At 44.2% G+C, this 25,935-nt stretch carries 32 protein-coding genes; 19 read left to right on the top strand and 13 right to left on the bottom strand.

The window, feature by feature from the left end; all coding sequences use genetic code 11:
* Nucleotides 1-22: 22 nt before the first annotated feature.
* On the top strand, nt 23-358 hold the full coding sequence (locus tag B5D50_RS07460; RefSeq protein WP_078921968.1) for a hypothetical protein: 336 nt from the start codon (nt 23-25) through the stop codon (nt 356-358).
* Nucleotides 359-566: 208 nt separating this feature from the next.
* Here the strand turns inward: B5D50_RS07460 and yrfG are convergent, their stop codons facing one another.
* A complete protein-coding gene (gene yrfG, locus B5D50_RS07455; protein ID WP_078921967.1) occupies nt 567-1,241 on the bottom strand; it encodes a GMP/IMP nucleotidase in 675 nt (224 codons plus the stop codon).
* A 132-nt stretch (nt 1,242-1,373) separates the two neighbouring features.
* Here yrfG and nudE point away from each other — a divergent pair, with 132 nt between their 5' ends.
* The 4 genes from nudE (at nt 1,374) to B5D50_RS07435 (ending at nt 4,878) form a co-directional block, all read left to right on the top strand.
* Nucleotides 1,374-1,925, top strand: a complete 552-nt coding sequence (nudE, locus tag B5D50_RS07450) for an ADP compounds hydrolase NudE (protein WP_078921966.1) — start codon at nt 1,374-1,376, stop codon at nt 1,923-1,925.
* 15 nt (nt 1,926-1,940) lie between these two features.
* Entirely contained in the window at nt 1,941-2,741 is an 801-nt protein-coding gene (locus B5D50_RS07445) for a DUF2279 domain-containing protein (protein ID WP_078921965.1), read from the top strand.
* Between the two features lie 69 nt (nt 2,742-2,810).
* The gene (locus tag B5D50_RS07440; protein WP_078921964.1) at nt 2,811-3,431 is read left to right on the top strand and encodes a LysE family translocator; all 621 of its coding nucleotides are present in this window, start codon (nt 2,811-2,813) and stop codon (nt 3,429-3,431) included.
* Between the two features lie 175 nt (nt 3,432-3,606).
* On the top strand, nt 3,607-4,878 hold the full coding sequence (locus B5D50_RS07435; RefSeq protein WP_078921963.1) for an O-acetylhomoserine aminocarboxypropyltransferase/cysteine synthase family protein: 1,272 nt from the start codon (nt 3,607-3,609) through the stop codon (nt 4,876-4,878).
* Here B5D50_RS07435 and murI read toward each other — a convergent pair.
* Nucleotides 4,841-5,692 (bottom strand): glutamate racemase, encoded by an 852-nt coding sequence (gene murI / locus B5D50_RS07430; protein WP_078922129.1) that lies wholly within the window; start codon nt 5,690-5,692, stop codon nt 4,841-4,843. The genes B5D50_RS07435 and murI overlap by 38 nt on opposite strands.
* Complete coding sequence (locus tag B5D50_RS07425) at nt 5,685-6,485, bottom strand: inositol monophosphatase family protein (RefSeq protein ID WP_078921962.1); 801 nt, start codon at nt 6,483-6,485, stop codon at nt 5,685-5,687. The genes murI and B5D50_RS07425 overlap by 8 nt, the downstream gene beginning before the upstream one ends.
* A 35-nt stretch (nt 6,486-6,520) precedes the next feature.
* Here B5D50_RS07425 and hemH point away from each other — a divergent pair, with 35 nt between their 5' ends.
* Genes hemH through B5D50_RS07410 form a run of 3 tightly spaced genes read left to right on the top strand, consistent with a single transcriptional unit; the run spans nt 6,521 to nt 9,344 of the window.
* Nucleotides 6,521-7,633 carry a ferrochelatase gene (hemH, locus tag B5D50_RS07420; protein WP_078921961.1) on the top strand — a complete coding sequence of 371 codons (1,113 nt, stop codon included), beginning with the start codon at nt 6,521-6,523 and terminating at the stop codon, nt 7,631-7,633.
* On the top strand, nt 7,630-8,394 hold the full coding sequence (locus B5D50_RS07415) for a competence/damage-inducible protein A (RefSeq protein ID WP_078921960.1): 765 nt from the start codon (nt 7,630-7,632) through the stop codon (nt 8,392-8,394). The genes hemH and B5D50_RS07415 overlap by 4 nt, the downstream gene beginning before the upstream one ends.
* A gap of 8 nt (nt 8,395-8,402) precedes the next feature.
* Nucleotides 8,403-9,344 (top strand): LpxL/LpxP family acyltransferase, encoded by a 942-nt coding sequence (locus B5D50_RS07410; RefSeq protein ID WP_078922128.1) that lies wholly within the window; start codon nt 8,403-8,405, stop codon nt 9,342-9,344.
* Here B5D50_RS07410 and B5D50_RS07405 read toward each other — a convergent pair.
* The 8 genes from B5D50_RS07405 to B5D50_RS07370 all read right to left on the bottom strand — a co-directional run bounded on the left by B5D50_RS07405 (nt 9,321) and on the right by B5D50_RS07370 (nt 14,045).
* A complete protein-coding gene (locus B5D50_RS07405; RefSeq protein ID WP_078921959.1) occupies nt 9,321-9,767 on the bottom strand; it encodes a GNAT family N-acetyltransferase in 447 nt (148 codons plus the stop codon). The genes B5D50_RS07410 and B5D50_RS07405 overlap by 24 nt on opposite strands.
* 18 nt (nt 9,768-9,785) lie before the next feature.
* Nucleotides 9,786-10,391, bottom strand: coding sequence for a type III secretion system inner membrane ring lipoprotein SctJ (gene sctJ / locus B5D50_RS07400; protein WP_078921958.1), 606 nt, complete (start codon nt 10,389-10,391; stop codon nt 9,786-9,788).
* Nucleotides 10,392-10,413: 22 nt separating this feature from the next.
* The gene (locus tag B5D50_RS07395) at nt 10,414-10,986 is read right to left on the bottom strand and encodes a hypothetical protein (protein WP_078921957.1); all 573 of its coding nucleotides are present in this window, start codon (nt 10,984-10,986) and stop codon (nt 10,414-10,416) included.
* Between the two features lie 20 nt (nt 10,987-11,006).
* On the bottom strand, nt 11,007-11,372 hold the full coding sequence (locus B5D50_RS07390; protein WP_078921956.1) for a tetratricopeptide repeat protein: 366 nt from the start codon (nt 11,370-11,372) through the stop codon (nt 11,007-11,009).
* Between the two features lie 82 nt (nt 11,373-11,454).
* The gene (locus B5D50_RS07385; protein WP_078921955.1) at nt 11,455-11,658 is read right to left on the bottom strand and encodes a hypothetical protein; all 204 of its coding nucleotides are present in this window, start codon (nt 11,656-11,658) and stop codon (nt 11,455-11,457) included.
* A gap of 108 nt (nt 11,659-11,766) precedes the next feature.
* On the bottom strand, nt 11,767-11,976 hold the full coding sequence (locus B5D50_RS07380; RefSeq protein WP_078921954.1) for an EscE/YscE/SsaE family type III secretion system needle protein co-chaperone: 210 nt from the start codon (nt 11,974-11,976) through the stop codon (nt 11,767-11,769).
* Nucleotides 11,973-13,322 (bottom strand): type III secretion system inner membrane ring subunit SctD, encoded by a 1,350-nt coding sequence (gene sctD, locus B5D50_RS07375; RefSeq protein ID WP_078921953.1) that lies wholly within the window; start codon nt 13,320-13,322, stop codon nt 11,973-11,975. Before sctD ends, B5D50_RS07380 begins: the two co-directional genes overlap by 4 nt.
* A gap of 72 nt (nt 13,323-13,394) precedes the next feature.
* On the bottom strand, nt 13,395-14,045 hold the full coding sequence (locus tag B5D50_RS07370; protein ID WP_078921952.1) for a DUF4124 domain-containing protein: 651 nt from the start codon (nt 14,043-14,045) through the stop codon (nt 13,395-13,397).
* A gap of 330 nt (nt 14,046-14,375) precedes the next feature.
* Here B5D50_RS07370 and B5D50_RS07365 point away from each other — a divergent pair, with 330 nt between their 5' ends.
* From B5D50_RS07365 to sctO, 11 genes are all read left to right on the top strand, one after another.
* Entirely contained in the window at nt 14,376-15,605 is a 1,230-nt protein-coding gene (locus B5D50_RS07365) for a hypothetical protein (protein WP_234975828.1), read from the top strand.
* Between the two features lie 168 nt (nt 15,606-15,773).
* The gene (gene sctQ / locus B5D50_RS07360) at nt 15,774-16,844 is read left to right on the top strand and encodes a type III secretion system cytoplasmic ring protein SctQ (RefSeq protein ID WP_078921951.1); all 1,071 of its coding nucleotides are present in this window, start codon (nt 15,774-15,776) and stop codon (nt 16,842-16,844) included.
* Nucleotides 16,845-16,850: 6 nt separating this feature from the next.
* On the top strand, nt 16,851-17,510 hold the full coding sequence (gene sctR, locus B5D50_RS07355) for a type III secretion system export apparatus subunit SctR (protein ID WP_078921950.1): 660 nt from the start codon (nt 16,851-16,853) through the stop codon (nt 17,508-17,510).
* 1 nt (nt 17,511) lies between these two features.
* The gene (sctS, locus tag B5D50_RS07350) at nt 17,512-17,781 is read left to right on the top strand and encodes a type III secretion system export apparatus subunit SctS (protein WP_078921949.1); all 270 of its coding nucleotides are present in this window, start codon (nt 17,512-17,514) and stop codon (nt 17,779-17,781) included.
* Nucleotides 17,778-18,566, top strand: coding sequence for a type III secretion system export apparatus subunit SctT (gene sctT, locus B5D50_RS07345; RefSeq protein ID WP_078921948.1), 789 nt, complete (start codon nt 17,778-17,780; stop codon nt 18,564-18,566). The genes sctS and sctT overlap by 4 nt, the downstream gene beginning before the upstream one ends.
* Nucleotides 18,553-19,596: an EscU/YscU/HrcU family type III secretion system export apparatus switch protein gene (locus B5D50_RS07340; RefSeq protein WP_078921947.1), complete on the top strand. Its 1,044-nt coding sequence runs from the start codon at nt 18,553-18,555 to the stop codon at nt 19,594-19,596. The genes sctT and B5D50_RS07340 overlap by 14 nt, the downstream gene beginning before the upstream one ends.
* Nucleotides 19,597-19,641: 45 nt before the next feature.
* Complete coding sequence (locus B5D50_RS07335; protein WP_078921946.1) at nt 19,642-20,226, top strand: NfeD family protein; 585 nt, start codon at nt 19,642-19,644, stop codon at nt 20,224-20,226.
* Nucleotides 20,223-20,546 (top strand): STAS domain-containing protein, encoded by a 324-nt coding sequence (locus B5D50_RS07330; RefSeq protein ID WP_078921945.1) that lies wholly within the window; start codon nt 20,223-20,225, stop codon nt 20,544-20,546. The genes B5D50_RS07335 and B5D50_RS07330 overlap by 4 nt, the downstream gene beginning before the upstream one ends.
* 11 nt (nt 20,547-20,557) lie before the next feature.
* Nucleotides 20,558-22,612, top strand: coding sequence for a type III secretion system export apparatus subunit SctV (gene sctV / locus B5D50_RS07325; RefSeq protein WP_078921944.1), 2,055 nt, complete (start codon nt 20,558-20,560; stop codon nt 22,610-22,612).
* A 9-nt stretch (nt 22,613-22,621) separates the two neighbouring features.
* Nucleotides 22,622-23,953, top strand: a complete 1,332-nt coding sequence (gene sctN / locus B5D50_RS07320) for a type III secretion system ATPase SctN (RefSeq protein WP_078921943.1) — start codon at nt 22,622-22,624, stop codon at nt 23,951-23,953.
* Complete coding sequence (gene sctO / locus B5D50_RS07315; protein ID WP_078921942.1) at nt 23,950-24,390, top strand: type III secretion system stalk subunit SctO; 441 nt, start codon at nt 23,950-23,952, stop codon at nt 24,388-24,390. Before sctN ends, sctO begins: the two co-directional genes overlap by 4 nt.
* Here sctO and B5D50_RS07310 read toward each other — a convergent pair.
* Nucleotides 24,387-25,061, bottom strand: a complete 675-nt coding sequence (locus B5D50_RS07310; protein ID WP_078921941.1) for a Fe2+-dependent dioxygenase — start codon at nt 25,059-25,061, stop codon at nt 24,387-24,389. The two genes, sctO and B5D50_RS07310, sit on opposite strands and share 4 nt — an antisense overlap.
* The gene (locus tag B5D50_RS07305; RefSeq protein WP_078921940.1) at nt 25,061-25,930 is read right to left on the bottom strand and encodes an SDR family oxidoreductase; all 870 of its coding nucleotides are present in this window, start codon (nt 25,928-25,930) and stop codon (nt 25,061-25,063) included. The genes B5D50_RS07310 and B5D50_RS07305 overlap by 1 nt, the downstream gene beginning before the upstream one ends.
* Between the last annotated feature and the right edge of the window lie 5 nt (nt 25,931-25,935).

The following is a 25,935-nucleotide window of genomic DNA, read 5'->3' as shown; positions in this document are numbered from 1 at the left end:
GCGTGGAGTGAAAGCTATAGCTATGAGTGAGCTTGAGACTATTGTTGCAACCTTGGGAGTGGAAAAGTCAGTGAATCTTTTCCACTCCATTCTTCCCCTCATCCAGATCCGTCGTTACGAATTAATTGAATGCCTCCACAGCCAAGATTGGCAAGGCGCAGCACTCTACGCCCATAATTTATTGGCGACTGGACATTTGCTAGCCTCCAAAACCTTATTGGATCAACTGATTCTGATAGAAAAAGCCGAGATTCCTAGTATCCAAACCCCTGAATTTATTCAACAACTCAGCGCTGAATTAGATACCAGCCTACAACAGCTAACCCATTACAGTAAAACCATTAAAACTAAGCGCTAGCAACTGTTAACCCGTTGTTAACATTTTTAACAATTTAGTTGCATCACCTGCGGACTGATTCTGTTAAGCTGTTGCTCATTGATTGATCACACACTCGCTAGTCTACTGAGTTGTTTAAAGTTTTCTTGAGTTTTCTGCTCACCGACCCCCTTAATTCCCCTCAAACCTAGGGGGTCGGCTTTTATTTACAGCTACCCAATGCTAGACCCTAGCGCATTAACTGCTGATAGCAAACTACGGCCTCAAATTCAGCGGTATCTTTCGGCGGTAAGGTTGAGTCGGGGTCGCGTACAGCCAATAAATATTTCAGACCATACTGCTTAGCATTGCGTAATACCTGCAAATTATCATCAATAAACAGACTATGTTCAGGCTGAAAATTCTCTATCGCTAATAAGCGTTCCCAAAAACCCGTCTCTTCCTTTGCCAAGCCCAATTCATGTGAGCTAATAATCCGATCAAAGTAAGGTGCTAAGTTCACGTACTCGAACTTGAGATTAACACTCTTATGATGGGCATTGGTTAGCAGGACAATCCGTTTATCTAACTGCCTTAAATACCCTAAAAATGCTTCAACATGCGCCCGTACAGCAATCCGCTCGGCAATTTCATGCTTCAAAGCCACGATGTCCATTGCTAAGTAAGCTTGCCAATAATCCAAGCAATACCAATTCAACGAACCTTCAATCGCAGCACAATGCTCAGTCACTAACAGTCTAGCCTCAGCGGGCGCTAATTGCTTATGTTCGGCAACACGCTTTGGCAAATGCTCCAACCAAAAATGATTATCAAAATGGAGATCGAGCAAAGTGCCGTCCATATCCAAAAAGACCGTGTTAATCTCGGACCAGGGCAAATAAGGGTTATCAGGAAACTTAGACATAACAAAAGATAGTGTGAGTTAAACTAGCACCTAGCATAACTGAAAATGCTAAGAATGCTGATTAAAACGAATTATTTACGGTTTATGCCGTGAAGAGTACGCATTCCTAGCATCGAGTGCTAAAATCTCCCAATGCCTAGATTACCTATTATTCATAAGACCCAATTAGTCGCCAGCAGCCGCTTATTCCAAGTGGAAGAGGTTCATCTTGAGTTTAGCAATGGCGAGCAGCGTATCTTTGAACGTTTAGTCAGCCGTGGTTATGGTGCTGTCTTGATAGTGCCGATGCTCGATAATGAAACCGTGTTGCTGATTCGTGAATATTCCGCTGGCACTGAACGCTATGAACTCGGCTTACCCAAAGGTAAGGTTGAACCGGGTGAAGATTTATTTGAAGCCGCGAATCGTGAAATTATGGAAGAAGTGGGGCATGGCGCTCACCATATCCAACTATTAAAGCGGGTAAGCCTAGCTCCGGGCTATATGGGGCACCATACCAATTTATTGCTAGCCCGCGATCTGTATCCTGCGACCCAGCCCGGTGACGAACCTGAACCCTTAGAAGTCGTGCCTTGGAAATTAAATCGCCTTGATGAATTGATTGCGGGTAATGAATGTACGGAAGGACGCAGCCTACTGGCCCTGTATATGGTGCGTGACTTATTTATGCGTTTAAACCGCTAATGGATGATCTGACTGATGCGCTTGCCTAGTTTATCGCTCTCAATCCTTACCCTCTTGAGCTTAGGGGGTTGCACTAACTTAAGCCCACCTGATCGAGCTGTCGCCCGTGATTTTGGGTTAGCCGCTGGCGCATTTACAGCATGGGGGGTCAGTAAATGGGATTGGTTTAAACATTCACCGAAATTTAAACAAGAAGGTTGGTTTGGTGCAGACACCCATGCAGGCGGCGCGGATAAGACCGGCCATTTATATATGTCCTATCTACTCACGGAAGGATTACTATGGGACTTTAAACGTCACCAAGTCACTCACCCCGAAGATAAAGCAGCCATAGCCGCTCTAGCCGCCATGACCTTAATTGAAGTGGGCGATGCCAGTTCATCTAAGTACGGGTTTTCCGGTGAGGATTTTATTGCAGATGCGGTGGGCGTGGGTGCTTCTTGGTGGTTATCCAACCACCCTGAATGGGGTGAACGGATTGACCTGCGCATGGAGTATTGGCCCTCACCGGGCTTTAGTGGCAAATTTGATGCAGCGGCCGATTATTCGGGGATGAAGCATTTGATTGCCATTAAAGGCGATGGTTTTGCACGCCTGAAGGGCACACCTTTAGAGTACTTAGAATTACAGGCAGGCTATTATACACGCGGCTTCCGTACTTACGATAAGGGGCATTGGGATCAACCCGAACGACATACTTATGTCGGTGTAGGTTTAAACTTGCCACGTATTTTTGGTAAAGACAGCGCCGCAGGGACTTTTTTCAAATATTACCAGCCACCCCACACCTATTTAGCGACAGATAATCAATTTTAATGCAGTACACTTGTGAGTCAATGGGCTGAATCGCTAAAGTAGGCAGCTCGCTCAGCTTGTAGGTGCTTCATGACTGTTACCACTTGGCTCTCTTTACTCCTAGTTTGCCTAATGGGTGCTATGTTTCCCGGTGCGAGTTTGGCCGTCGTTTTGCGCCAAACCCTCCAGAATTCCGCTTTACATGGGGTCGTGACTGCAGTGAGCCATGCCTTGGGGGTTGGGGTCTATGCTTTGCTGTCGGTATTGGGGTTAGGCTTATTGCTCCAACAATCCCCCATCCTTACTCAGCTGATTAGTTATGCAGGGGCGATCTATTTATTGTGGATTGGGGTACAGGGACTGTTAGCTAAACCCCATAGCAGCTCTGCGCATGCTGGACTCCAAACCCAGCAAACCGCTTCACTTTGGGATGCGGCGCGGGATGGTTTTATGATCGCACTACTCAATCCCAAAATTGGCTTGTATTTTCTGGCTTTATTTAGCCAATTCATTCATGTAGGGATGGGGAAAGACGCTAAAACTCTTTTTGTACTGACGATTATTATGGTCGATGGGCTTTGGTATATCTTGGTTTCCCTAGTCCTCTCGCGTGGTCCTTTATTGGCTTGGCTGAAGCAGCATCAGCTTTGGGTAGAACGAGCCCTAGGGTTAGTCTTAATTTTAATTGCCCTACGCATCTTTTTAAGTTAAGGCACTGATGCCTAGCGCTAACCTAGGTTAATACAGTTGAAGAGCCATTAACCTCAGCAATCTCAGTCATCTTAGTGCTCTAAATAACCTGAGTCACCTCAGTGGTGAAACTGCTAGAAACCGTGCAAAATCACCCCTGAGAGAGACCTTATTTTACCCCCAAAGGAGCAGCTTGATGCAAAAAGAAACCCTATCTATTCATGCGGGCTATGAGACTGACCCGACAACTAAATCCGTTGCCGTACCCATTTATCAAACCGTTGCTTATGAATTTGATAATGCTCAACACGGTGCGGATCTTTTTAATCTAGCCGTTCCCGGCAATATTTATACACGCATTATGAACCCGACCAATGATGTACTAGAGAAACGGGTAGCGGCCTTAGAAGGTGGGATTGCGGCCTTAGCGGTTAGCTCGGGTATGGCAGCGATTAATTATGCGATTCTAACCATCGCTGAGGCCGGTGATAATATTGTCACTACTCCGCAATTGTATGGGGGTACTTACACTCTATTTGCGCACATGCTGCCTAAACAAGGCATTGAAGTGCGCTTTGCGGACAACGATAGCCCCGAAGCACTTGCAAAACTGATTGATGCCAAAACCAAAGCTGTGTATTGCGAAACGATTGGCAATCCGGCGGGTAATATCGTTGATATTGAAGCGATTGTGATCGCGGCTCATCAACAGGGCGTGGCGGTGATTGTCGATAATACCGTTGCTACCCCGATGCTCTGTAATCCGATTGAATATGGTGCAGATATTGTCGTGCATGCTTTGACCAAATATATTGCCGGTCATGGTACTTCTATTGGTGGGATTATTGTCGACTCCGGTAAATTTCCGTGGGCGCAACACCCAGACCGCTACCCGACCTTAAATCAGCCAGAACCGGCTTATCATGGTGTCGTTTATACCCAAGCCTTAGGGGCAGCCGCTTTTATTGGGCGTGCTCGTACTGTACCACTGCGGAATACGGGTTCAGCTTTATCCCCGTTCAATGCTTTCCTAACGCTGCAAGGTCTAGAAACTTTAGGCTTACGCATGGAGCGCCACTGTGATAATGCTTTAGCCGTTGCTAAATATTTGCAAGCTCATCCTAAAATCGAATGGGTAAATTTTGCTGGCTTAGACACTGACAAGTATCATGCCCTCGCCAAAAAATACTTCCAAGGTAAACCCGCCTCACTGTTAACTTTTGGGATTAAAGGTGGCTTTGATGCTGGCGTGAAATTCTATGATCAACTGCAATTGATCAAACGCTTGGTGAATATTGGGGATGCCAAATCCTTAGCCTGCCATCCTGCTTCGACCACTCACCGTCAATTAACTGAAGCAGAACAATTACGGGCAGGTGTCAGCCCGGAAACGATTCGTATCAGCGTTGGGATTGAGCATATCTCTGATATTATTGCTGATCTTGAACAGGCATTTGCGCAGGTATAGTTAAATAAGGCTCAGGCAGCATCGCGTGATCAATGTTTTGCTGCCAAAGCAACTGCATACTTTGCCAATGCACTGCCTCATCTTTACTGGAATAAAAGTAGACTAACCCCGACTGCTCTGTACGACTATTTAAAGCATATTTATCCAATAGACGCTGAACATGCAAAGCAACGGCATTACTGGTTTCTAAAATGGTTATGTCACAGCCAATCTGCTCCCGCAAACTCGCTACTAGAAACGGATAATGAGTGCAACCTAAGACGAGGACATCAGCCCCTTGCTCAACCACAGGCTGAGTATAGCGCTCAAGTAGGCTGTTCAGGGTTGGGCTGGAAAAATCACCACGTTCGACATGCTCGACTAAGCCTGGGCAGGCTTGGGTGACCACTTTGATACCGCTGGCATACTCTTGAATCAGACGCTGTAAACGTTGACTTTGTACCGTTTGCTGAGTCGCTAATACACCAATCACGCCCGTGCGGGTTAAACGCGCTGCAGGCTTGACCGCTGGTTCAATCCCAATCACCGGCACCGTTAGCTGCTGGCGCAGAGTGTCAATAGCATGAGCCGTGGCAGTATTACAAGCAACCACCAACATTTTTGCCCCTTGCCCTAAAAGAAACTGACTGAGCTGCAAACAACGTTGAGTAATATAAGTGGTTGATTTGCTACCATAGGGGGCATGCCCAGAATCAGCAATATAAATCAAGTCTTCGTGCGGCAATAAGCGGTGAATCTCATGTAATACCGAAATCCCCCCGAGGCCAGAATCAAATACCCCGATGGGCGCAGACTGTTTAGATCGTTTAAACATGATCATTATAAGTCTGTAAAAATGCCAGCCACTGCGTAAATAGCTCATGATCAGGTGAGGCAACGACTGAATTATGCGCCAAGTTGACTAAACTCACGGGTTCACCGTTTAAGCCTGAGGAATATCCACCGGCTTCGGCTAAAATTAAACTGCCCGCTGCTAAATCCCAGAGCTTCATACCACCATGCAAATAAACATGCCCCCGATTGGCGGCCATCCAAGCCCACTCTAAAGTGCTCGCCCCCAAATTACGCTGTGAGCCATAAGGTGTATGCTCCAATAATACCCATTGCATTAATTTTGGTAAGCGCTTGAAATCAACTAGAGCGACTGCATGCTTTAACTTGAACCCCGTTTGTCGACAGCGCAAAGGTTTACCGTTTAAATAAGCACCTTGCCCACGACTCGCGGTAAATAACTCATCCCGAAAGGGATCATAAGTAATCGCCAATACCACCTGCCCTGCTTGAAATAAAGCCAAGGAGGTCGCAAATAATGGAATACCGGAGGCAAAATTACTCGTACCGTCGAGTGGGTCTAAACACCACAAAACGGAAGACTCACGCAGTAAACGGGTCTGCTGTGCCTCATCCATTTCCTCACTGAGTAGCGGTATTTCAGGATAATGGGCTTGTAGATAATCAGTGATACCTTGATTAGCGGCTAAATCAGCCTCGGTGAGTACACTACCGTCATCTTTGAACTCATAGCCCACCCGTTCAAAACGTGAAAGAATTTCAGCACGCGCTATCTCACGTATCTTTTGTGCAATTGCTTGCAGGTCAGGCTGCATGGTGTATCCTTCGTGTCGAAAAGAAGGATGATACCATGAGCCGATTTATCAACGAACAAGACTATTTCCACGGTAAGGCTGACTGTACTGGTGTACTCTTAGTCAACTTAGGGACACCGGATGCCCCGGATGCTTCCTCATTGCGCCGTTATTTACATGAATTCCTGTCTGATCCCCGTGTGGTCGAAATCCCACGCTGGTTGTGGTATCCGATTCTCAATTTAGCCATCCTACCCAAACGCCCTGCAGTGAGTGCCCAGAAGTACCAACAAATCTGGACTGAACAAGGCTCACCGCTATTAACTATTTCTCGCCAACAGCAAGCGGCGATTCAGAAGGAATTAGAACGTCGCTTCCAAGGTCCGGTGAAACTTGAATTGGCGATGCGCTATGGCAATCCGTCGATTCGTGACAGCTTATTAAAACTTAAAGCGGAAGGGGTACGGCGCTTACTGATTCTGCCACTCTATCCGCAATATTGTGCTGCTACCACCGCGACCACCTTTGATGCGACCTTCAATGAATTAAAACGCTGGCGCTGGATGCCTGAATTGCGCACCATCAGTCATTATCATGATCATCCGGGATATATTGAGGCATTAACCCAGAGTTTATTTGAGTATTGGAATCAAAATCCACGCGGTGAACTCTTAATCATGTCCTTTCATGGCATCCCAAAGCGCAATTTAAACTTGGGCGATCCTTACTATTGTGAATGCCAAAAAACCGCCCGATTATTGGCAGAAAATTTGAATTTACGCTCGAATGAATATCGAGTTACCTTCCAATCCCGCTTTGGCAAGGCCGAATGGCTACAACCTTATACGGATAAAACCTTGGCCAGCCTAGCTAAAGAAGGTATTAAATCAGTCGACCTCATTTGTCCGGGGTTTGCAGCTGACTGTCTAGAAACCTTGGAAGAAATTCAGGTCGAAAATAGAGCTATTTTCCTCAAAGCTGGCGGGCAAGCTTATCAATATGTCCCTGCTTTAAATACGAATTATCGCCATATCCAAATGCTTTGTGATTTGATTCAACAACATACTCAAGGCTGGGCGGAAACTTCGTCAGATTGGAATGGTCAGATGCTGCAAAAGCAGGCAGAATTAACCCAAAAACGCGCACAAGACCAAGGGGCAAAACAATGAAATGCAATGGCAAAGTGGGCTTGATACTCATTGGAGATGAATTATTAAACGGTTCGCGCCAAGATCGGCATTTAGCAGCCGTCTTGACCCTACTACAAGTCAGAGGCCTACCCTTAGCTTGGGTAAGGATGGTGGGCGATGAGTATCCCTTACTGATCAAAACTTTAAATGAAACCATACAAATGCCAGAAATCATTTTTAGCTTTGGAGGGATTGGGGCAACGCCAGATGATTTAACTCGACAATGCGCAGCGGCGGCCTTCGGACGGCGTTTAATTCGCCACCCTCAACTCCAAGCCATTCTTGAGCGCCGCTTTGGGGAAAGTGCTTATCCCAATCGGATTCGCATGGCTGATTTACCGGATGGTGCAAGCTTAATTCCTAATCCAATCAATCAGATTGCAGGTTTCAAAGTCTTAAATCACCACTTCGTTCCCGGTTTTCCCAATATGGCATGGCCAATGATTGAATGGGTATTAGATACTCATTATCGACAGTTTCATGATACCGAACCCGCGATTGACCAGCGCTGGATGCTAGAAAATGCGCCTGAAAGCGAACTCATTCCGATGATGGAGGAGTTATTACAAACCTTCCCTGAAGTACGCCTATCGAGTTTACCGAGTACAGAAAACCGCTTTCAGATCGACTTTGGCTTAAAAGGTAAACGGGCTGCGGTTGCACAAGCGGCTGCTTGGTTTGAAACCCGGATGCAAACGGATCAAGTCAATTGTGCGCGTCTTAACACAGCTGCATTTTGAGTCAGCCTGTGCCTAATTCGAGTCAACTCCCCTCCCATTTACTCCACCCCCGCTACTGGCCGAGTTGGTGGGCGGTGGGTGGTTTAAGTTTATTTGCGTTGTTGCCTTGGCAAGCTAGGCGCTGGTTAGCTAAACGGATAGGTAGCGTGATTTATAAATATAATACTAAACGCCGCCAAATTATTTTAATCAATCTTGAATTTGCTTTTCCTAAACTCTCAGTGGCTGAACGCGAGCAATTTACGCAGCAGCATTTGCAAGAATACGCAGCGGCTTTACTCGACTACAGTTTATTATTTTTTCGCTCTCGCACTTGGCTCTATCAAAGAATCCAACTCTTCGGTGCTGAGCACTTAGAGCAAGCCATTGCACAACAGCAAAATATTATCCTACTCCTAGGGCATAGTGTCTGGCTAGAGTTTGCACCTGTTGCGATTGGTGAGCAATTCAAAGCCTATGGCTCTTACAAACCCTTTAAAAACCCCGTGTTTAACTGGCTCATTATGCGCAGTCGCCTGCGAGATGTTCAGTTTGTAGTTTCACGTGAAGAAGGGATGATTAAATTGGTACGCTCTTTAGAGCCGGGTAAGCTATTATTCTTCTTACCTGATCAAGACCACGGTGAAAAAAACTCTGTCTTTGTACCTTTTTTTGGTACCGAAAAATCCACATTAACCACACCAGCGCGCATTGCTAAGCTAGGGCGTGCCTGTGCTTTTCCAATTATGGCATTTTTCGACGAACAAACCGGCCAGTATCAAATCAAGATCGAACCCGCTTTAGATGATTTCGGTGCTTTAGATCCACAAGAAGATGCGGCTAATATGAATGCTCGTTTTGAGGCCTTGGTTCGACAACATCCGATACAATATATGTGGCTCTTAAAATTATTTAGAACTCGCCCTATTAAGGGACAAAACCCTTATTTAAAGCTTGCGCGTCATCCTTAAACCTTCTAAAGCTTGACCTTGAAAACTAACATAAAAAGTTTCCTGCTCACGAAAGCCTAAAGACTCATAGCAAGCACGGGCAGCAAGATTAGATTTAACAATAGAAATGCGCAGTAATTTTTTGTGCTTTAATTTTTCCAGCATATATTTTAATAAGCGTTGACCTAGTTTCTGCCGATGAAATCTTGGATCAACATAAAGCCAAGCAATGTAATCATGTACATAGCCACCAAAACCTTTGATTTGACCTTGTTCTTCCACGACTAGAATATTAGATTGAAAAAACCGCTTTAAATTATCGGTTTCATCTAATAAACTTTTGAACTCAAACTGATAAGGTTCAAAGCTAAACTCATAAGGTCTAGCTAAACGATATATTTCAGCTAGGGTAGCCAAGTCTTTTTTCTGATAAGGTCGAATCATATTCAATCTTTAACTAGCTTATTTTTCAATTTTATTCAACTGTGCAGGTACCATAACTACTGAAACTTTATCATAAGTTAAACCCTCAATACTTTTTTCTACAATCAGCTTAATTTCAGACTTCATACTTTCTAAATCATAAGCCGGATGATACTTAATAAATACTGAGGCTGAGGAAGGCTTGACTTGTTGCCCTGAAGCACTTGTTTCTGGCAAGACTACATGCACTCGAGCTACTAATACCCCATCAATTTGAGTTAAGGTTTCTTGTACACTTTGTGATAAAGCAAAAATAAAGCGCGCCCGCTCTTCGGTGGGAGAGGAAATTAGGCCATCTTTCTGAAACATTTCATTGACTGAAAACACTTTCTCTTTAGGATAACCGTGCTCCTGTAATAATCTCACTGCGACCGGAATACTCGACTTATCTACACTAAGCGTATAAGTATTGGTTTTTTTATCAACAATTTTCTCAGCTGAAATACCTTGGTTTAACATAATCGCCAACATATTATTGGCGTCCTGCTCCGCTAAGCCACTATATAAATCCGTCTTACACCCAGATAAAGCGAGGAGTGTAAACAGAAAAATTGCTGGAATGCCTTTTATTGTATTTATTTTCATTGCAACCTTCTTAAATTAATAATTAGCCACTGGCTCTAAAGAGTGTTTGGAACCCTCTTGAGAGTTGCGACACGATAGAGGAGGCTAATTCAACTCCAGAAGACCACATCTGAAAATTCATCGCCCAAGTATTCACATCACGCTCATAATTTAGCATTGCCATATTACCGTTACGCATGCTATCCATCATGTCTTTTAGCTGTGTAACTTGACTATCCGCACTACCAGAAACACTCGGATAAGTCCGTAAATTGCCACTATGACTACTCTTCAATTCATCCATATAAGACCCAAGCTGTGGGCGATTTTTCAGCTGATCCATAATTGAATGATAGGACTTATCCATGCCCGTCACGCGCTCAACAAAAGCATCCGTAAAACCTGAAGTATTCTCAGTTTGAGTAGGATTAATTTTTTGCAAAACGGGCTGATCACGCAAAGAAGGAGAGTCTATCTGCCCCCCTTGACCACCAATATTCGTTAAGAGATCCTGAAAGCGTGTCGAATCTGCAGCCTCAGGGCTAGGCAAAGGTTGTGGAGTGACCTGAGTATTAGGAGTGGGTAATTGAATACCCAATAAGCTTGGATCTACCATGGCAATATCCTAGTTTTTAACTACTTAGACAAATAAAAATCAGCTATGCCTTTTTCGTCTGAGTTACCACGCAACGATACTTCTTCAAACAAGGTACGTGCTTCATCCGCTTCACCCGAAAGATTTAAGGCAATCCCTAAGAAACACTTAGCACTCATGTGGTCAGGCTCTTTTGCTAAAACCTGATCACGGAAAATAGAAATAGCACCATCCATATCGCCCGCATACATTTTTGCTACCGCTACCCCCATTTTAATAGATGACTGCTCTCTAGCAATGGCATCAACACCCTCCATAATTGCTTGAGAACGTACTGAATCACCTTTAAAACAGGCCATGTACCCTACTTCAGATAATAGTTGAAGAATTTCAGTCGTTGCTTTCATTATTTTCTCTTTATTAATGCAAGATTACTCTTAAAATGGCACTACATCACAGATGTAGTGCCATGCCTTACTTAATTAGTTATTAGCTAGATGAATTTCGAGCTAATGTTTGCATGATACCTTGCATTCTTTCAGTAACAGAGGCTTCATGTTCAAGTGTAGTGCTTTCAATACTAAACCGTCTATTCTCTGCTACAGATTGCTCTTGAAACTGTAACATAGCATTGTTGGTTTCTTGCATTTTACTAATAGCATCTGTAAATGAACTAGTATCAATTGTTGCCATTATGAATTAACTCCTAATTAAAAATTATAACATTCCCGATGACTTCTACATCAAACGCAGGGAATTATAAACTGAGAGGCATTGCGCTCCATGCCAAGTCACTTCCCATTATTTTTGGGACCAGACCTGTTCCACTACCTCCGAACCCGCTTCTAGAGCTTGCAGAAATTTATTTAACTTTTCATATTCTGCTGGCTCTACCCCCTGATTTAACTCAAACCGAACTTCTGACGCTACCTGACTAAATTTCTCAAGAATTTCATTCTTGTAAATACCGGAAATATCATTTTTGAGGTTTTGCTCTATTTGTAAAATCATTGTTTATCCTCTACACCATAATACATTGGTATTTCGATACCATTATTTGAAAGGAGCACATGATCTGGAGTAATCTTTTTAATAAAATAATCATTTCCCAGATTCGAGCCCTCCATGTACTTCTTGCCGTCTTTTGAAACTAGAAACGGTGTTTCCCCTACACTCACGCTCCTAATCACTAGCTTGAGGCGATCACGAACGTTATATAAATTCTCAACGATAGTCGGGCCAACTCCATTGGTTTGAATAAATTCATCATACAGAGCAACCCAGCGCTTTAGTTCGTTTTGGGTCAACTCGCCGTCAACTTTAATACGTGCGTTCTCGATAGTAACCTTAACACGGCTAGACAGGCCTTTTTTCTCGATAAACTGTACCAAAGCTTCTTTACGTTTGATTAGGGTTTGGACAGAACGATCATCAATAGATTGAATACCACTGACATCGGACATGATATTGGCTTTGATTTGCGCCCAATCCGCTTCATCACTCACATAACCATGCGCAGCGAGCTTACCTTCCTCTAGGTTGCTAAATGATAAATCTAATTGGCCTAAAGCACGCGCCACTTGGGTAGCATTGGCAACCAAGTCTTCACGTACCCATACCCGATAATTGATCCCATTCCCCGCTAATAAAGCCTGATTCATCAATTCACGCTTATCATCGCGAGTTTGAACATAACCAGTGATAGCAATACGACCATCTGGGTCACGAATCACACTGAGATTAGTCGGCTGCAATTTTTTCACTAAGTCTTCAGCGCGCTGCTCAGCAGACTCGCTTAAACCAACTTTCTCTGCAATACCACTAATATATGGCCTAAAAAATAATAAGTTAGCCAATAACAATAGACCTAAACCTAAGGCTAATAAAGTCCAACCCAAGGCTTTAGATTTCGGTTTAACCCGCATCGGTGCTGAACCTAGAGTCGAAGCACCTGCTAGTTTGATTGCCTCAGCAGGCTTAGCTGTTGCTTTTACTATCGGCGGAACTAAGGGTTCGTTTAACTTGGTTTCATGTCCACGTCGGCCGGGTTTGCGCACATCAGCGATAAAAAAGTCGATACTGCCTAAACTCACCACTTGATAGGGCTTCAGTGGATGTATTCCTAAATCAACTTCTTTATTATCAATCAGCACAGGCTTAGCAAGTGCTTCTAAACTGATATTTTCCTCATCGACTTTTAACTTAAGGTGCAGATCAGCGATATTTTCATCATGCAAGATAATATCGCTAGACATGGATTTGCCGATAACAACTTCAGCAACCTTTAAGCGAACTAAAGCACCAGCATTGCTGCCACTAAGCACTTTCAATAGATAAGGGGTGTGCTGCATGCTCATATTGTTTGAGGCTCTTTTTTATAGGTAAAGTGGTGAGCTAATGATTTCACAAGCACAACTCAACACAAAAACTTAGCGATTAATGACATCCACCACATCAAAACCGGGGAAACGCTCTTTAGTAGCCACGTCCTTGTTCACTTCAGCATTGGTCGATGTAGGGCGCTCATTGCTATAATTTACTTGTCCCTTCGCATCTATCCATTTATACACTTGTGGGCGCTCAAGCTTTTGGTTATCCATCATTTTTGCCATGTCTAAGACTGAACTCACAAATCGCTCTGGCCCTGTGAAATAGATCATATTATCTACTTCGGACACCTCCCAATGATACTGACTATCCAATACATTCAAGCGTTTCATCGCGGTGGTAAAGGCTTGCGGAGTCATTTTTTCTAAGCTGACCGAACCACGCTGTGCCTCATTTTCCTTATAGACATACAGAGTCTCTCCGTCGAAAAACCAAATTAAACCATAGGTTTTAACCAAGTTATCGAAGATAACCTCCGGCAATTGTTGTTTGTAGTGCAAACTCACCACATCCTTAATTTGGGGACTAAGCACTACCGGCACTTTCTGGGTGGAGGCTAAAGTCTGTAAAAGATCAACTAAAGGCTCTTGATCAGAAAAATGCGAGTAGGCCTGCTGACTCCAAGTTAACGGAGCAGCCCATGCTGCTTTTGTTAGTAGCAACAAACAAACAATGAGTATTCTTACTAACATTACTAATTCAGCCTAAGTATTTTCTATAGTATCAATGATTCCAAAAATAAGTCAGTAGGTCGAATAACACCCAGATGAACGCATCAAAATGACGGAGTAACAGACTCCGCTAGGATGATATGAGACTTAACCACACTCTGCTTCAACAACAGCATAGCTAAAACTGAAAACAAGCCCTAGGCATACTGTCAGTCAAGTGCTACCACTCGTCAGCTTATTAAGGTGTTGCTACCCTAGAAGGGTTTTAAAATATAGCCTCACAATAAAAGCATTCTGTGGCTGCGAACACAGAATAGATAACAACTAGACTAGCGGAGCTGTATAGCAATTATGACAACAGCCATCTCCATTACAAAAAATTTTCAAACAACCAAAGCCAATAACAACACCCAAAACCTGAATTTCAGCAATAGCTTTAATTGGTCAGCAGGGTCTAGCTTGCTCAGTGAGTCAACTCAACAGATGCAAATGATGATTTTGGTGATGCAGCTCTTACAACAACTCATGCAACAACTCAATCAGCACCAAGACCCCACCAATCAAGCTCAACCCGCTACACCGTTAAGCTTGAGTCAAACCGAGCAAAGTATTTTGCAGAGCAGTTTCGGCGACACTAAAACTACAGTAGCCGTGCTAGATGGGCGCAATCAAGACGGGAAGTTAACAGTCGGCGATACGCTGATTGTCCAGAACTCAGCAGGACAAGAATTAAAACGTAGCACCTTAAGCAGCAATGATATGTATGAGTTACGTTTTCGTGAAAATATGCTGAAAAACGGCCTAGCCATTGAGACAGGTTGGGAATTTACTGATCAGCTCGTGAGCATCAAAGATGCAGCTTTAGCTCAACCGGAGTTACGTCAGTTTACCAGTGCCAATGGTTTAACGGGCACAGAGCGAGTGCTAGAGCGCAATCAATTTTGGGAAGTCGTTGAACGTGAGGGTAATCGCTATTTATTAATGCGTACCAGCAATGATCAAAACCAAACTGTTCAAGCTTCTGATGCCATTAATGACCTTTTCGACCATCGCCAAGCCTATGCCTTTGATTGTGCTAGCCCAATGTCAGTACTCAATTTAAAAGCTAGCTTAGATACGATTGGTGCGGATGACTTTAACCGTAATGCGGGGCAATTGATGCTGGCTTCTTGGTTTGATCAATACGATGCTTCCCAGTTTGATGGCGGCTATATCGCCCAAGTCAGAACGGCAGAGGCAGGTGAAATTAATATTAATGGGATTCGCAATTTAGCCGGTGAAACTGCTTTATTCGACCCAAGTAAGGGTGATCAGCTGATTCCGGGCAATGGCTATTATTTTGATTTACCCGGTGATAACAGCAGCGCCGTCCAAGGTTGGAATGCCTTGTATTTAGGCCAGACTGAAGACGGTCATCACCAATTCTGGAGTAGTAGCATCGGTAAAATTAATGTCGACTTTACCAATAATAGTTATCTCACCACCGGTCAGTTAAGTGGCTATTACCTAGGTGCAGTGGTTTCTGATCCGAATACTACTCGCTTACAGGCTTGGGATGACGATGGCTCGGTCGTGCGCTGATGCAGATAAACGGTGTAAGTTGCAGCTCAGAATACTTAGTTATAAACTCGGCTTATAAAATAATTTATAAGCCAGTTGCTCGATCTTTCACAAATGTACCAGCCGGCCTGTTCAAAGCAACAGTGCTGGGTATGGGTCTGGACATGGTAGGCCATAAAGATAATAACAATGACTGATGAACGCCGCCGGATAACGCTTAAGCTCCTCGCACCGCCTTCATGGACACCTGCAGCCGTGCGCATGAACAATTTACTGCTGACTAAAACTCAGCCGTTTGCCTTTTTTCTTAGCGAAAATAAAGCATTTCGCCTACAAATTTTCCCTGCCGAACCTAATAGCAACTTAGTCTTTCCCATTGGTCTTACTTTAGGGATTGGTGATACCACAGCAGGATTATGGCTATCTGAATGGCCGTTATTAGATCAAATTCGTAGTTATATTCCAGAAGGTATGTTGGCTCGCTTGCCGGAAAATTTAGGTATAGCCCTTGCTGAAAATGCGTTAGACCCTCTGATTACCCGCATTGAAAATGGCTTAGGCAGCAAAATAAAAATTCAATCCTTGTCTGCCGACAAAAACAGTAACTTGTATGCCCTACCCCTAAGCTTTGAACTCCTTGAAGGCCAGCGCAATGCGCATCAACAAGAACAAATGACCCTAATTCGGGGCTTATTAATGGTAGAAGAGCGGCTTTATCCTTTGATTCAAGAGCGTTTACGCTTTTGGCCCTCAGATACCGAATTACAATGGGAAAACTTGGAGGCTAATCTATTTTTAGAAATAGGTACCGCCACTGTTTCGGTACAAGAAGTTAATCATTTCGAACCCTCGGATATTATTTTATTAGATAATAATGGTTTCCGTAGGGATGGTTTAATTCGTCTGCGTTTAAACACCCTGCTCTACTGTGGAGCTCAACTCATTGCTGAACCAAACCGGCAGATCACTATTACGACGGACTGGAATATTATGAGCGACAATGATCAAAAACAAAGCGTTCAACAAATCAATCAACTACCCGTGCAATTATCCTTCGACTTAGGGCAAAAAACCTTGTCTTTCAATGAAGTCAAACAACTACGCCCCGGCTATGTCATTGATCTCTCACAAAGTTTACCTGAAGTTGTTCAGATTCGAGCTCAGAATAAATTAATCGGTACAGGTGAGCTAGTCGATATTAGCGGACGAATTGGGGTGCGTATTTTGAGCCTATTCGGTAATCGCTCTAAAACAGGTTAGTGAGCAATGGAAACGACTTTTCCAAATCCAATTTTGCTAATTGGGGTACTCACCTTATTAGCTTTAGCGCCCTTTTTAGCTATTTTGGTTAGTTCTTTTATTAAATTAGTTGTAGTGATGCAATTAACTCGTAGCGCCCTAGGTCTACAACAAGAACCACCGAATATGGCAATTAGTGGCATTGCGATTATTTTATCAATTTATATTATGGCACCAGTCGCAATGGAGACTCATGAAATCTTTCAGCAGCAAGGAGTACAAATCACGGATATTCAAAATCCAAACTTCACCACTGCTCTAAGTCAAAGTGCGACACCTTTGCAGAATTTTTTAACCAAACATTCATCTGAAGCTGAACGTAATTTCTTTGTGAAAACGACTCAGCAAATTTGGCCACCTAAATACGCCAAAGACGTGAATGAGCGACATCTGCTGGTATTAATTCCGGCATTTTTAGTCAGTGAGCTAACCTTAGCTTTCCAAGTAGGCTTTTTAATTTATCTACCGTTTATCGTTATTGACTTAATTGTTTCGAATATTTTGCTGTCATTAGGCATGATTATGGTTTCACCTGTGGTGATTTCCTTGCCCTTTAAACTGCTACTATTCGTGATGATTGATGGTTGGTCACGTTTGATTCATGGCTTATTACTGAGTTACTCCTGACATGGATGAGAATAGTTTCTTATTTTTTACTGCTCAATCCATGAAACTGGTACTGTATTTATCCATGCCAGCGATTGTCGTAGCAACTTTAGTCGGTTTAATCATTGGTTTGTTTCAAGCACTGACCTCTATTCAAGAGCAAACCTTACCGCACGGTTTTAAATTAGTCGCCGTCATGGTCGCGATTGGGGTGACTGTCCGTTGGCTGGGGCCTGAGCTTTATAATTATACGATTAGCGTCTTTGATCAAATTGCTTTGGTGCACCGATGATTGACGTTTGGCACTCATGGTCACTCGCCTTAATTCTGACCACGCCCAGAATTTTGATGGCCTTCAGTGTCATTCCCGTTTTTTCGCAGCCCATCTTTCCAGCCATGATTCGTAATGGTGTGATGGTAATGATTTCCTTATCTTTATTACCGTTAACCAAAGATCAACTCACCGGAATCACGCTAGATATTCCAATGTTTGTTTTATTAATTTTTAAAGAATCCTTGATCGGTTTTTTACTCGGTTATGCCATGAGCCTACCTTTTTGGGCAGCACGCGGGGCTGGCTTAGTCATGGATATGCAGCGCGGTGCCATGACTGGCATGTTTTTCTCGCCGACTATCGGTAATATGGTATCCCCCTTAGGTAATTTACTCGCACAATTAGCGATCACTTTAGTGTTTACCAGTGGTGGTTTTATGCTGCTCCTGCAAACTCTAATGCTAAGCTATCAAGTGTGGCCTTTAGATAAGTTTTTTCCTGACTTAACTCCAGAGACAGCCGGATTTTTTGTGAAGCAATTAGATGCGTTGATGTATACGACCTTACTGATTGCTGGTCCTTTTATTGGCATTATGCTGATTATTGATATAGGCACAGGCTTAGTAGGGCGCTATCTACCGCAGCTCAATGTGTTTTTACTCTCCATGCCAATTAAAAGCGCTTTAGTGTTTTTAATTCTAATTGTTTATATCGGTATCATTGGTCGTTATTTACATGATAGCTTTTTAGATTTTGGTGCAAATCTTAATGTACTCAGTAGGCTATTGAATGGCGGAGACTAGCAGCGAAAAAACCGAAAAGGCCACCCCCCAGAAACTGCGGGATGCGAAGAAGAAAGGCCAAGTCCCCAATAGCAAGGATATACCTGGCGCTTTAATTTTATTAGCTCTAACTATTTATTTGTGGGTGATGGGTGACTGGATCATCGCCAAAATGGCCGAACTTTATATTATTAGCTATCAACTACCGACCCTCCCTTTTAATCAAGCTTTAAGTGCTGCGATCAAAATTACGTTAGAAATCGGTTTGTTTGCTATTGTTTTGCCAATTATTGGCGTCGCTACTATCATGGGTATTCTGGGTAATATTGTCCAGTTCGGTATTATTTTCTCCTTCGATCCACTGATTCCACGCCTTAGTAAAGTCAATCCCGGTGAGGGATTTAAGCGGATTTTTTCTATGAAGCAGGTAGTGAATACTTTACTCTCGCTGCTCAAAACTTTAGCCATTAGCATCGCACTGTATATTGTCATGCATGTGGGGTTTTTTCAGTATATGAATGAAATCAAACAATGTGATATCCCCTGCCAAAAAGAGATCACGACTGAGTTGTTGAAACAGCTGATGATGATGATCCTACCTTTAATCATTGTTTTAGCTACACTGGATTTGCTCTTCCAAAGAATGCAGTTCGAGAAAGATCAACGCATGACTAAAGAAGAGATTAAACGCGAGATGAAAGATGCTTATGGTGACCCGCATGTACGGGGTGCACGCCAAGGCATGCGCCGCGAACTCACCGAACAAGACATTCAGGCCAGAATTAAGACAGCTCGTCTGGTGATCATAGACATTGGTCTAGCGATTGCACTCTACTATGAGCAGGATGTTACACCTTTGCCAGTGATAGTGGCGATTGGTAAAGCAGGAATGGCGCGGAAAATGATCGAAATTGCTCAAATTGAGAATGTACCGATCATCAGTGATGCACGCCTAGTAGCTGATTTAATTGAAGAGGGAAAAATAGACCAATATATCCCAACATCTACTCTCGACCGAGTGGCTAAAGCGATGCGCAATAATAAACGATAATGAATAACTCGGTTGCTCCCTACACCTGCATATTAGACAAAGACGATGGAAACTCAGGAACAACAAACAGCCAGTGTCAACAGGGATAATGCCAATACTAAGGATGGAAACAAAGCGAGTCAGCTTTTCACCTCGACCCTCGACCGTATTCGTTCGGGAGAACTCAAAGCACGACTCCACTATTTTCTTTTCCAACAGACTCAGCAGGCTAAAGAATCGGATAGTTTGCTGTCTAAATATAAGCGGCGCTTACTCGATGACTGGCAATTGTGGCTAGGCTTGGGTATGTGTTTAACCGCTGTGATGATGTTTGCTAGCCCACAAAAAACTTGGCTTTGGCAATTACCCTTAATACTGTTGTCTGTGGTATTAGCTCCGCTTATTTTCGAAATTCCAGCCGCCTTAAATAGTTTATTTGGCCATACCGAGCATCAACATTTAGTGGGTAAAGTCATTAGTTTAACTCGCCCAATTATTGAGCGTCGGGGACAAACTATTTTAGAAGGGCGTGAGTGGTTAGTTTCAGGGCCGGATTGCCCGATTGGTGCTGAAGTTAAAATTGTTACTTTAGATGCCAAAACTTTGTATGTAGTCCCGTTGTCAGGTCTAAAGCGCGCAGGTGGTGTATGAGCATCACCGAAAATAGTATCCGAATTTCCCGTCAAGCTGATCATACGGTGATCACCCTACAAGGTGTTTTAGATCAAGAGCTTTCGAGCAATTTAGTTCCGTTAGTTTCTAAAGTAGCACCACCGATCATATTTGATTTACGCCAAGTCAGTTATGTGACCGCAGCAGGGTCACGGGTTATTTTGGGCTATTACCAAAGCTTTGGGGTTAAACCTATTTTACGCTATGCCAATCAAAATATTATTGAACTGCTCGATCTGACTGGGACTTTGAATTATGTCAGCCTCGCCGAAGACGAGCCCATCACTACAGCGAATTAAGCGAGGTTTCCATGCAAAGTGCTCAATCGCAAAGCCTGCTCCATCGAATCACTCGCCGCAGTGATTTAGCACTGGCGGTGTTATTGGTTATGGTGATCTTTATGATGATCATGCCACTGCCTACCCTAATCATTGATATTTTGATTGCCTTTAATATGTCGTTGGCCATTATTATGTTAATGCTAGCGATTTATTTACCTTCACCACTCTCATTTTCTTCATTTCCGTCGGTATTACTTTTAAGTACGCTGTTTCGACTGTCTTTAAGTATCGCCACTACTCGTGTTATTTTAAGTGAAGGTGAAGCCGGACATATTATTCAAACCTTTGGTGAGTTTGTTGTTGCAGGCAATATGATCGTTGGGATTGTGGTATTCCTGATCATCACTATTGTGCAGTTTATTGTTATTACCAAAGGCTCTGAACGGATTGCGGAAGTCAGTGCGCGCTTTTCATTAGATGCCATGCCCGGCAAGCAAATGAGTATTGATAGTGACCTACGGGCAGGTGTCATTACTATGGCTGATGCCCGTAAACGTCGCTCCAATTTGGAAAAAGAGAGTCAACTGTTCGGCTCTATGGACGGCGCGATGAAATTCGTCAAGGGTGATGCTATCGCAGGCTTGATTATCATTATTGTCAATATTGTAGGTGGGATTGCTATTGGTAGCTTCCAACGCGGTATGCCGATTGGCGAAGCGATGGAGCTGTACTCCTTACTCACCATTGGTGATGGTTTAGTCTCACAAATTCCTGCTCTATTTGTTTCCATCACCTCGGGTATTATCGTTTCGCGGGTTACTGTGGATGAGGATAGTAATCTCGGTGAAGATATTGGTCGACAACTCTTGGGCCAACCTAATGCTTTATTAATCGGTGCAGCTGTTGTTACCTTAATGGGCTTAATCCCCGGTTTTCCTACCATCGTGTTTTTCTTTTTAGGCGCAGTACTGGGTTTAACTGGTTTTCTGTTGAAAAGAGTTCAAAATCGTTTTGAATTTGGTGAAGCTGAAGAAGTTACAGTGATTGGTAATCAACGGGCTGAGTTATTAGCGGGCGGAGCATCTTCCTCAGATTTAGAGGCCTTAGACGCGATGCAACCTCTAGCACCCGTCTTAGTCGAATTACCTGAGGCAGCTCGTACCCATATTTCCTTACCTGAATTGAATACTAGTTTTGTTTTAGTCCGAGAAGATTTCTATAAAGATTTAGGGGTCACGCTTGAAGGGATCAGTATTAGCCTGTCTAAACAAATTGAAGACGATAGTTATCGCATTTCAGTGCATGGTATTCCTGTAGGCCAAGGGCAATTAGGGATTAAACAACCCCTTTTAACCCAAAGTGAAACCAGTACACCGGGGCAAAATGCCTTACCACAAGTACTGAGTCGTGGCCTCGACAAACTCACTCCAATGCAGATTCTTACTCGGCACGTGGCTTATATTTTGCGCCGCCAAGCGCCTGAGTTTATTGGTGTGCAGGAAATACATGCTCTCATGGGTAAGTTGGAAGCAGCAGGCTATGCCACTTTAGTGCAAGAAGCGCAACGTGCTGTGAATAAAACGCGAATGGTCGATATTTTACGACGCTTGCTAGGTGAAGGTGTTTCCGTGCGGGATATGCGCCAAATTCTAGGTACAATGATCGAATTTGGTGAAACTGAAAAAGATAATGGTTTACTCACCGAGCGCGTGCGGATTGGTATGCGTCGCCAATTATCTTATACCTATACGAATGGCACAGGGCGCTTACCCGTCTATTTATTTGACCCAGAAAGTGAAAAGCTCGCCCAAACCAGCGTGCGGCAAACACCAGCAGGTGTGCATTTAGCCCTGATGCCTGATGTCAATCGCAATTTGATGAACAACTTACGGATGCTCGAAGAAAATAATCGGCAACTGATTAATGACGGTCCACGACCTGTCATTTTGACCAGTCTTGATTTACGACGGCATTTAAGGACGCATTTAGCGGCAGAATTTCCTGATCTACCGATTATGTCCTTACCCGAGCTCACCGCTAATGTATCCGTCCAACCAGTCGGCGAAATTCGCTTAACGCAGTAGGTAACACCGATGTCTTTAGACTATATACCGACCCGTATGAAAGCAGCGATTAAAAGCCATAATCTACTGATTTTACACGGACGTATCGTGCAAGTGACAGGCACTGTGGTACGCGCCATTATTCCTAAAGTCAGACTAGGTGAACTGTGCATGTTGCGCAATGGGAGTGAAGAATCACCCATTCCTGCAGAAGTGATTGGTTTTGAGCAAAATATAGCCCTGCTTGCCCCGATTGGAGATATGCAAGGGGTATCCGTGCATACTCAAGTGACCGCCACCGGTGAAATGCTACGGGTGGGAGTGGGTGAGGATTTAAAAGGTTGCGTACTCGATGGTATTGGCCGTATTCAGAGTATGGGGGGTAGATCTGAGATTGCCATTCAGGAATATTATCCGCTCTATGCCTCCCCACCAGATCCACTCACCCGCCAAATGGTACATGAGCCTTTGCATTTAGGGATTCGAACCTTAGATGGTTTAATTACCTGTGGAGTGGGGCAACGAATCGGTATTTTCGCAGGCGCTGGGGTTGGCAAAAGCTCACTTCTTAGTATGTTAGTTAAGCATGCTGAAGTGGATGTTTATGTCATAGCGCTAATTGGCGAGCGGGGGCGTGAGGTTCGGGAGTTTATCGAAGAATCACTCGGTCCTGCTGGTATGGAACGGACTATTTTAGTCGTCGCAACCTCAGATCGCCCACCCATTGAGCGCTTAAAAGCTGCCTATGTCGCCACCGCAGTAGCTGAGTTTTTCCGTGATCAAGGCAAGAAAGTATTGCTAATGATGGACTCATTAACCCGCTTTGCACGCGCACAACGGGAAATTGGGCTAGCCGCAGGTGAAGCTCCAGCTCGACGCGGTTATCCACCTTCAGTCTTTTCTGAATTACCCAAGCTCGTTGAGCGTGCAGGTTGTGGAGCACAAGGCTCGATCACGGCCTTTTATACCGTCCTCATTGAAGGCGATGATATGTCTGATCCGGTCGGTGATGAAGTGCGCTCCTTGTTGGATGGGCATATCATTTTATCGCGGGATCTTGCCTCCTCAAATCATTACCCAGCAGTGGATGCTTTAGGCAGCTTGAGTCGTTTAATGCAGCGTATTGCTGCTCCGGGACATCGGCAAGCTGCTGCTCATTTGCGTAAATTGCTCGCTAAACACAAGGAAATCGAATTCTTAGTCCGGGTTGGGGAATATCAGCGGGGTGCTGATCCACAAGCTGATGAGGCCTTGGCTAAAATTGATGCCATCAATACCTTCTTAAAACAAGACCCTGATGAGCATTCAAGCTTTCAGGAAACCGTGGGGCGTTTAATTCAAATTGCTGGGTTTACCGGATGAGCTTAGTCGAACTACAAAAAATCCGTGAACGGCGCTTAGAGAAAAAGCAAACTGAAGTCATGCAAGCTAAACAGGCCGTGACCGAAGCTGAGCGCAATTTGGCACAAACCATTATAAAAATGGAGAAGTTTCGCGAGTGGCGTTTGACGCATCAAGAAGAGTTATTTAAAGGCTTACAAAATCAGGCCTGCACGCCGCAGGTCATGCAAGAGTATCAAACTAAGCTCGTCGCTTTGTCTCAACAAGAAGAGCAATTACGAGCCGCTATTCCGAACGCACAAAAACTACTCGAGCAAGCCAATCAGAACTTAAGCAAAATACGCTCTGAAATGAATGCTTTAGCTATGAAGAACGAAAAAACTAAAGAAATCGTCGAAACCCAGCAGAAAGCTGAGTTGCAATTAGCACTGTATATCGAGCAGAATCAAGATCCTTAAACTTCGCTCCACATTCTCACTAAATTGCTATACGCCGTACTGAGCTGGGCTAGCTCGACACTATCAGCGGCTTTAGCTAATAAGCCTTCACGCGCTTGAGCTAATTGATAGAGTAGCTCACGCTGCTCGGGGCTTTTCACCAAGCTCTGCGCCCAAGTTACTGCAACCAAACGCTCACCTTGAGTGACCGGTGTTACTTGATGCCAAGTACTAGCTGGATAAATCACCGCCGCCCCTGCTTCAGCCTTAATCGACTGCTCGCCAAATGCCGTTCGAATCACGAGCTCACCACCCACATAAGCCTCAGGAGGATTCAAGAAAATCGTGGTGGCTATATCGCTCCGATAGCGCCCCGACATCGGCCCCATCACCGGATCATCAATATGAAAGCCATAACCCATGCCCACTTGATAACGCGCATAAAAAGCGGTCGCTACCCGAAGTGGCAAGACAGCTGCTTGATAGTGAGGATGCTGAACTAAAGCAGACATGACTAGCGCATCTAAGCGTCGCCGTTGCGGGCTATGGGCGGATAACTCTTGGTTATGTTTCACTGCTTGTGCTTCTTTTCCTGCTGAGAGCTTACCCTCAATAAAATCAGCATGGCGCAATAAACCTTGTACTTCTTGTAAGCGCTCGGTATCTAAGACCTTAGGAATGACTAATAACATTAATTGTTCCTCATTACAGCTTTCAATCCCGCCGCGAGATTCGGATATAACAGCTGCAAACCTAATTCATTCAGGAGTTTATGATTTTTAATGCGCCGTGATTCTTGTAAATAAGAGAGCATACCGGCACTGACAACCGAACTCGCCTCAGCCAAACTTAGTTGTGGGGGAGGCGCTAACCCCGTTGCCTGCGCGACTTGATTAAAATAGGCCGTCATGCTTAAAGGCTCTCCATCACAGGCATTATAAATACTGTGTTTAGGTGCCACTTGCATCGCTCGCACGCAAATCTGCGCCAAATCATCAGCATGAATCCGATTCGTCCAGGGGGCTTCTGCCTCAAGCAACACCGGTTCACCGCGTTGTAATCGTTCTAAGGGTAAACGCTCTGCCGCATAAATCCCAGGCACACGCAGAATGACCCAATCACCGTTATATTGATTACCCCACGCTTGCAGGGCAAGCTCTGCATCTGCACGCCGTTTGGCACGCTCAACTTGTGGTTTAAGTGGCTCCGACTCGTCAATCCAACGACCTGCACAATCACCATACACACCCGTGGTCGAAATCAACACAATACGTTTGGGTGCTCCTTGTACGGCTAATAAAAAACGCCGCAAGCGACTATCTATCCCACCACTCGGCGGCGGCGGCAGCAGCCAAAAAATCTCAGCCTCTTCAAAAGCATTACGCGGGAAAAAGCAGCCTTGATCCATATCTCCAAGGCGCATAGCCAGTCCTTGCTTTACCCCCACAGAGAGAGAGGCCGCACTACGCACCCAGCCAGTAGCCTCCACCCCTTGATTTTGATATAAACGAGCAACACGGCGGCCAATATCACCGCAACCCATTATCCATAATCGACTCATGAGCG

This window comes from Thiothrix eikelboomii, assembly GCF_900167255.1.
In the GTDB taxonomy this organism is placed as follows: Bacteria; Pseudomonadota; Gammaproteobacteria; order Thiotrichales; family Thiotrichaceae; genus Thiolinea; species Thiolinea eikelboomii.
The sequence above is the reverse complement of the archived record's forward strand: the minus strand, read 5'-3'. Positions and strand labels throughout refer to the sequence as shown.

What these genes read in the sequence shown, in the direction of transcription:
- B5D50_RS07340 (WP_078921947.1), top strand. Translation starts at nt 18,553, where the DNA reads ATGGCGGAGACTAGCAGCGAAAAAACCGAAAAGGCCACCCCCCAGAAA.
- B5D50_RS07390 (WP_078921956.1), bottom strand. Translation starts at nt 11,372, where the DNA reads ATGAAAGCAACGACTGAAATTCTTCAACTATTATCTGAAGTAGGGTAC.
- sctS (WP_078921949.1), top strand. Translation starts at nt 17,512, where the DNA reads ATGGATGAGAATAGTTTCTTATTTTTTACTGCTCAATCCATGAAACTG.
- murI (WP_078922129.1), bottom strand. Translation starts at nt 5,692, where the DNA reads ATGTTTAAACGATCTAAACAGTCTGCGCCCATCGGGGTATTTGATTCT.
- sctO (WP_078921942.1), top strand. Translation starts at nt 23,950, where the DNA reads ATGAGCTTAGTCGAACTACAAAAAATCCGTGAACGGCGCTTAGAGAAA.
- sctQ (WP_078921951.1), top strand. Translation starts at nt 15,774, where the DNA reads ATGACTGATGAACGCCGCCGGATAACGCTTAAGCTCCTCGCACCGCCT.
- B5D50_RS07445 (WP_078921965.1), top strand. Translation starts at nt 1,941, where the DNA reads ATGCGCTTGCCTAGTTTATCGCTCTCAATCCTTACCCTCTTGAGCTTA.
- B5D50_RS07365 (WP_234975828.1), top strand. Translation starts at nt 14,376, where the DNA reads ATGACAACAGCCATCTCCATTACAAAAAATTTTCAAACAACCAAAGCC.
- B5D50_RS07335 (WP_078921946.1), top strand. Translation starts at nt 19,642, where the DNA reads ATGGAAACTCAGGAACAACAAACAGCCAGTGTCAACAGGGATAATGCC.
- sctT (WP_078921948.1), top strand. Translation starts at nt 17,778, where the DNA reads ATGATTGACGTTTGGCACTCATGGTCACTCGCCTTAATTCTGACCACG.
- sctJ (WP_078921958.1), bottom strand. Translation starts at nt 10,391, where the DNA reads ATGAAAATAAATACAATAAAAGGCATTCCAGCAATTTTTCTGTTTACA.
- B5D50_RS07305 (WP_078921940.1), bottom strand. Translation starts at nt 25,930, where the DNA reads ATGAGTCGATTATGGATAATGGGTTGCGGTGATATTGGCCGCCGTGTT.
- B5D50_RS07435 (WP_078921963.1), top strand. Translation starts at nt 3,607, where the DNA reads ATGCAAAAAGAAACCCTATCTATTCATGCGGGCTATGAGACTGACCCG.
- B5D50_RS07425 (WP_078921962.1), bottom strand. Translation starts at nt 6,485, where the DNA reads ATGCAGCCTGACCTGCAAGCAATTGCACAAAAGATACGTGAGATAGCG.
- sctD (WP_078921953.1), bottom strand. Translation starts at nt 13,322, where the DNA reads ATGAGCATGCAGCACACCCCTTATCTATTGAAAGTGCTTAGTGGCAGC.
- B5D50_RS07460 (WP_078921968.1), top strand. Translation starts at nt 23, where the DNA reads ATGAGTGAGCTTGAGACTATTGTTGCAACCTTGGGAGTGGAAAAGTCA.
- yrfG (WP_078921967.1), bottom strand. Translation starts at nt 1,241, where the DNA reads ATGTCTAAGTTTCCTGATAACCCTTATTTGCCCTGGTCCGAGATTAAC.
- B5D50_RS07440 (WP_078921964.1), top strand. Translation starts at nt 2,811, where the DNA reads ATGACTGTTACCACTTGGCTCTCTTTACTCCTAGTTTGCCTAATGGGT.
- B5D50_RS07385 (WP_078921955.1), bottom strand. Translation starts at nt 11,658, where the DNA reads ATGGCAACAATTGATACTAGTTCATTTACAGATGCTATTAGTAAAATG.
- B5D50_RS07370 (WP_078921952.1), bottom strand. Translation starts at nt 14,045, where the DNA reads ATGTTAGTAAGAATACTCATTGTTTGTTTGTTGCTACTAACAAAAGCA.
- sctV (WP_078921944.1), top strand. Translation starts at nt 20,558, where the DNA reads ATGCAAAGTGCTCAATCGCAAAGCCTGCTCCATCGAATCACTCGCCGC.
- sctR (WP_078921950.1), top strand. Translation starts at nt 16,851, where the DNA reads ATGGAAACGACTTTTCCAAATCCAATTTTGCTAATTGGGGTACTCACC.
- B5D50_RS07415 (WP_078921960.1), top strand. Translation starts at nt 7,630, where the DNA reads ATGAAATGCAATGGCAAAGTGGGCTTGATACTCATTGGAGATGAATTA.
- nudE (WP_078921966.1), top strand. Translation starts at nt 1,374, where the DNA reads ATGCCTAGATTACCTATTATTCATAAGACCCAATTAGTCGCCAGCAGC.
- sctN (WP_078921943.1), top strand. Translation starts at nt 22,622, where the DNA reads ATGTCTTTAGACTATATACCGACCCGTATGAAAGCAGCGATTAAAAGC.
- hemH (WP_078921961.1), top strand. Translation starts at nt 6,521, where the DNA reads ATGAGCCGATTTATCAACGAACAAGACTATTTCCACGGTAAGGCTGAC.
- B5D50_RS07380 (WP_078921954.1), bottom strand. Translation starts at nt 11,976, where the DNA reads ATGATTTTACAAATAGAGCAAAACCTCAAAAATGATATTTCCGGTATT.
- B5D50_RS07405 (WP_078921959.1), bottom strand. Translation starts at nt 9,767, where the DNA reads ATGATTCGACCTTATCAGAAAAAAGACTTGGCTACCCTAGCTGAAATA.
- B5D50_RS07310 (WP_078921941.1), bottom strand. Translation starts at nt 25,061, where the DNA reads ATGTTATTAGTCATTCCTAAGGTCTTAGATACCGAGCGCTTACAAGAA.
- B5D50_RS07330 (WP_078921945.1), top strand. Translation starts at nt 20,223, where the DNA reads ATGAGCATCACCGAAAATAGTATCCGAATTTCCCGTCAAGCTGATCAT.
- B5D50_RS07395 (WP_078921957.1), bottom strand. Translation starts at nt 10,986, where the DNA reads ATGGTAGATCCAAGCTTATTGGGTATTCAATTACCCACTCCTAATACT.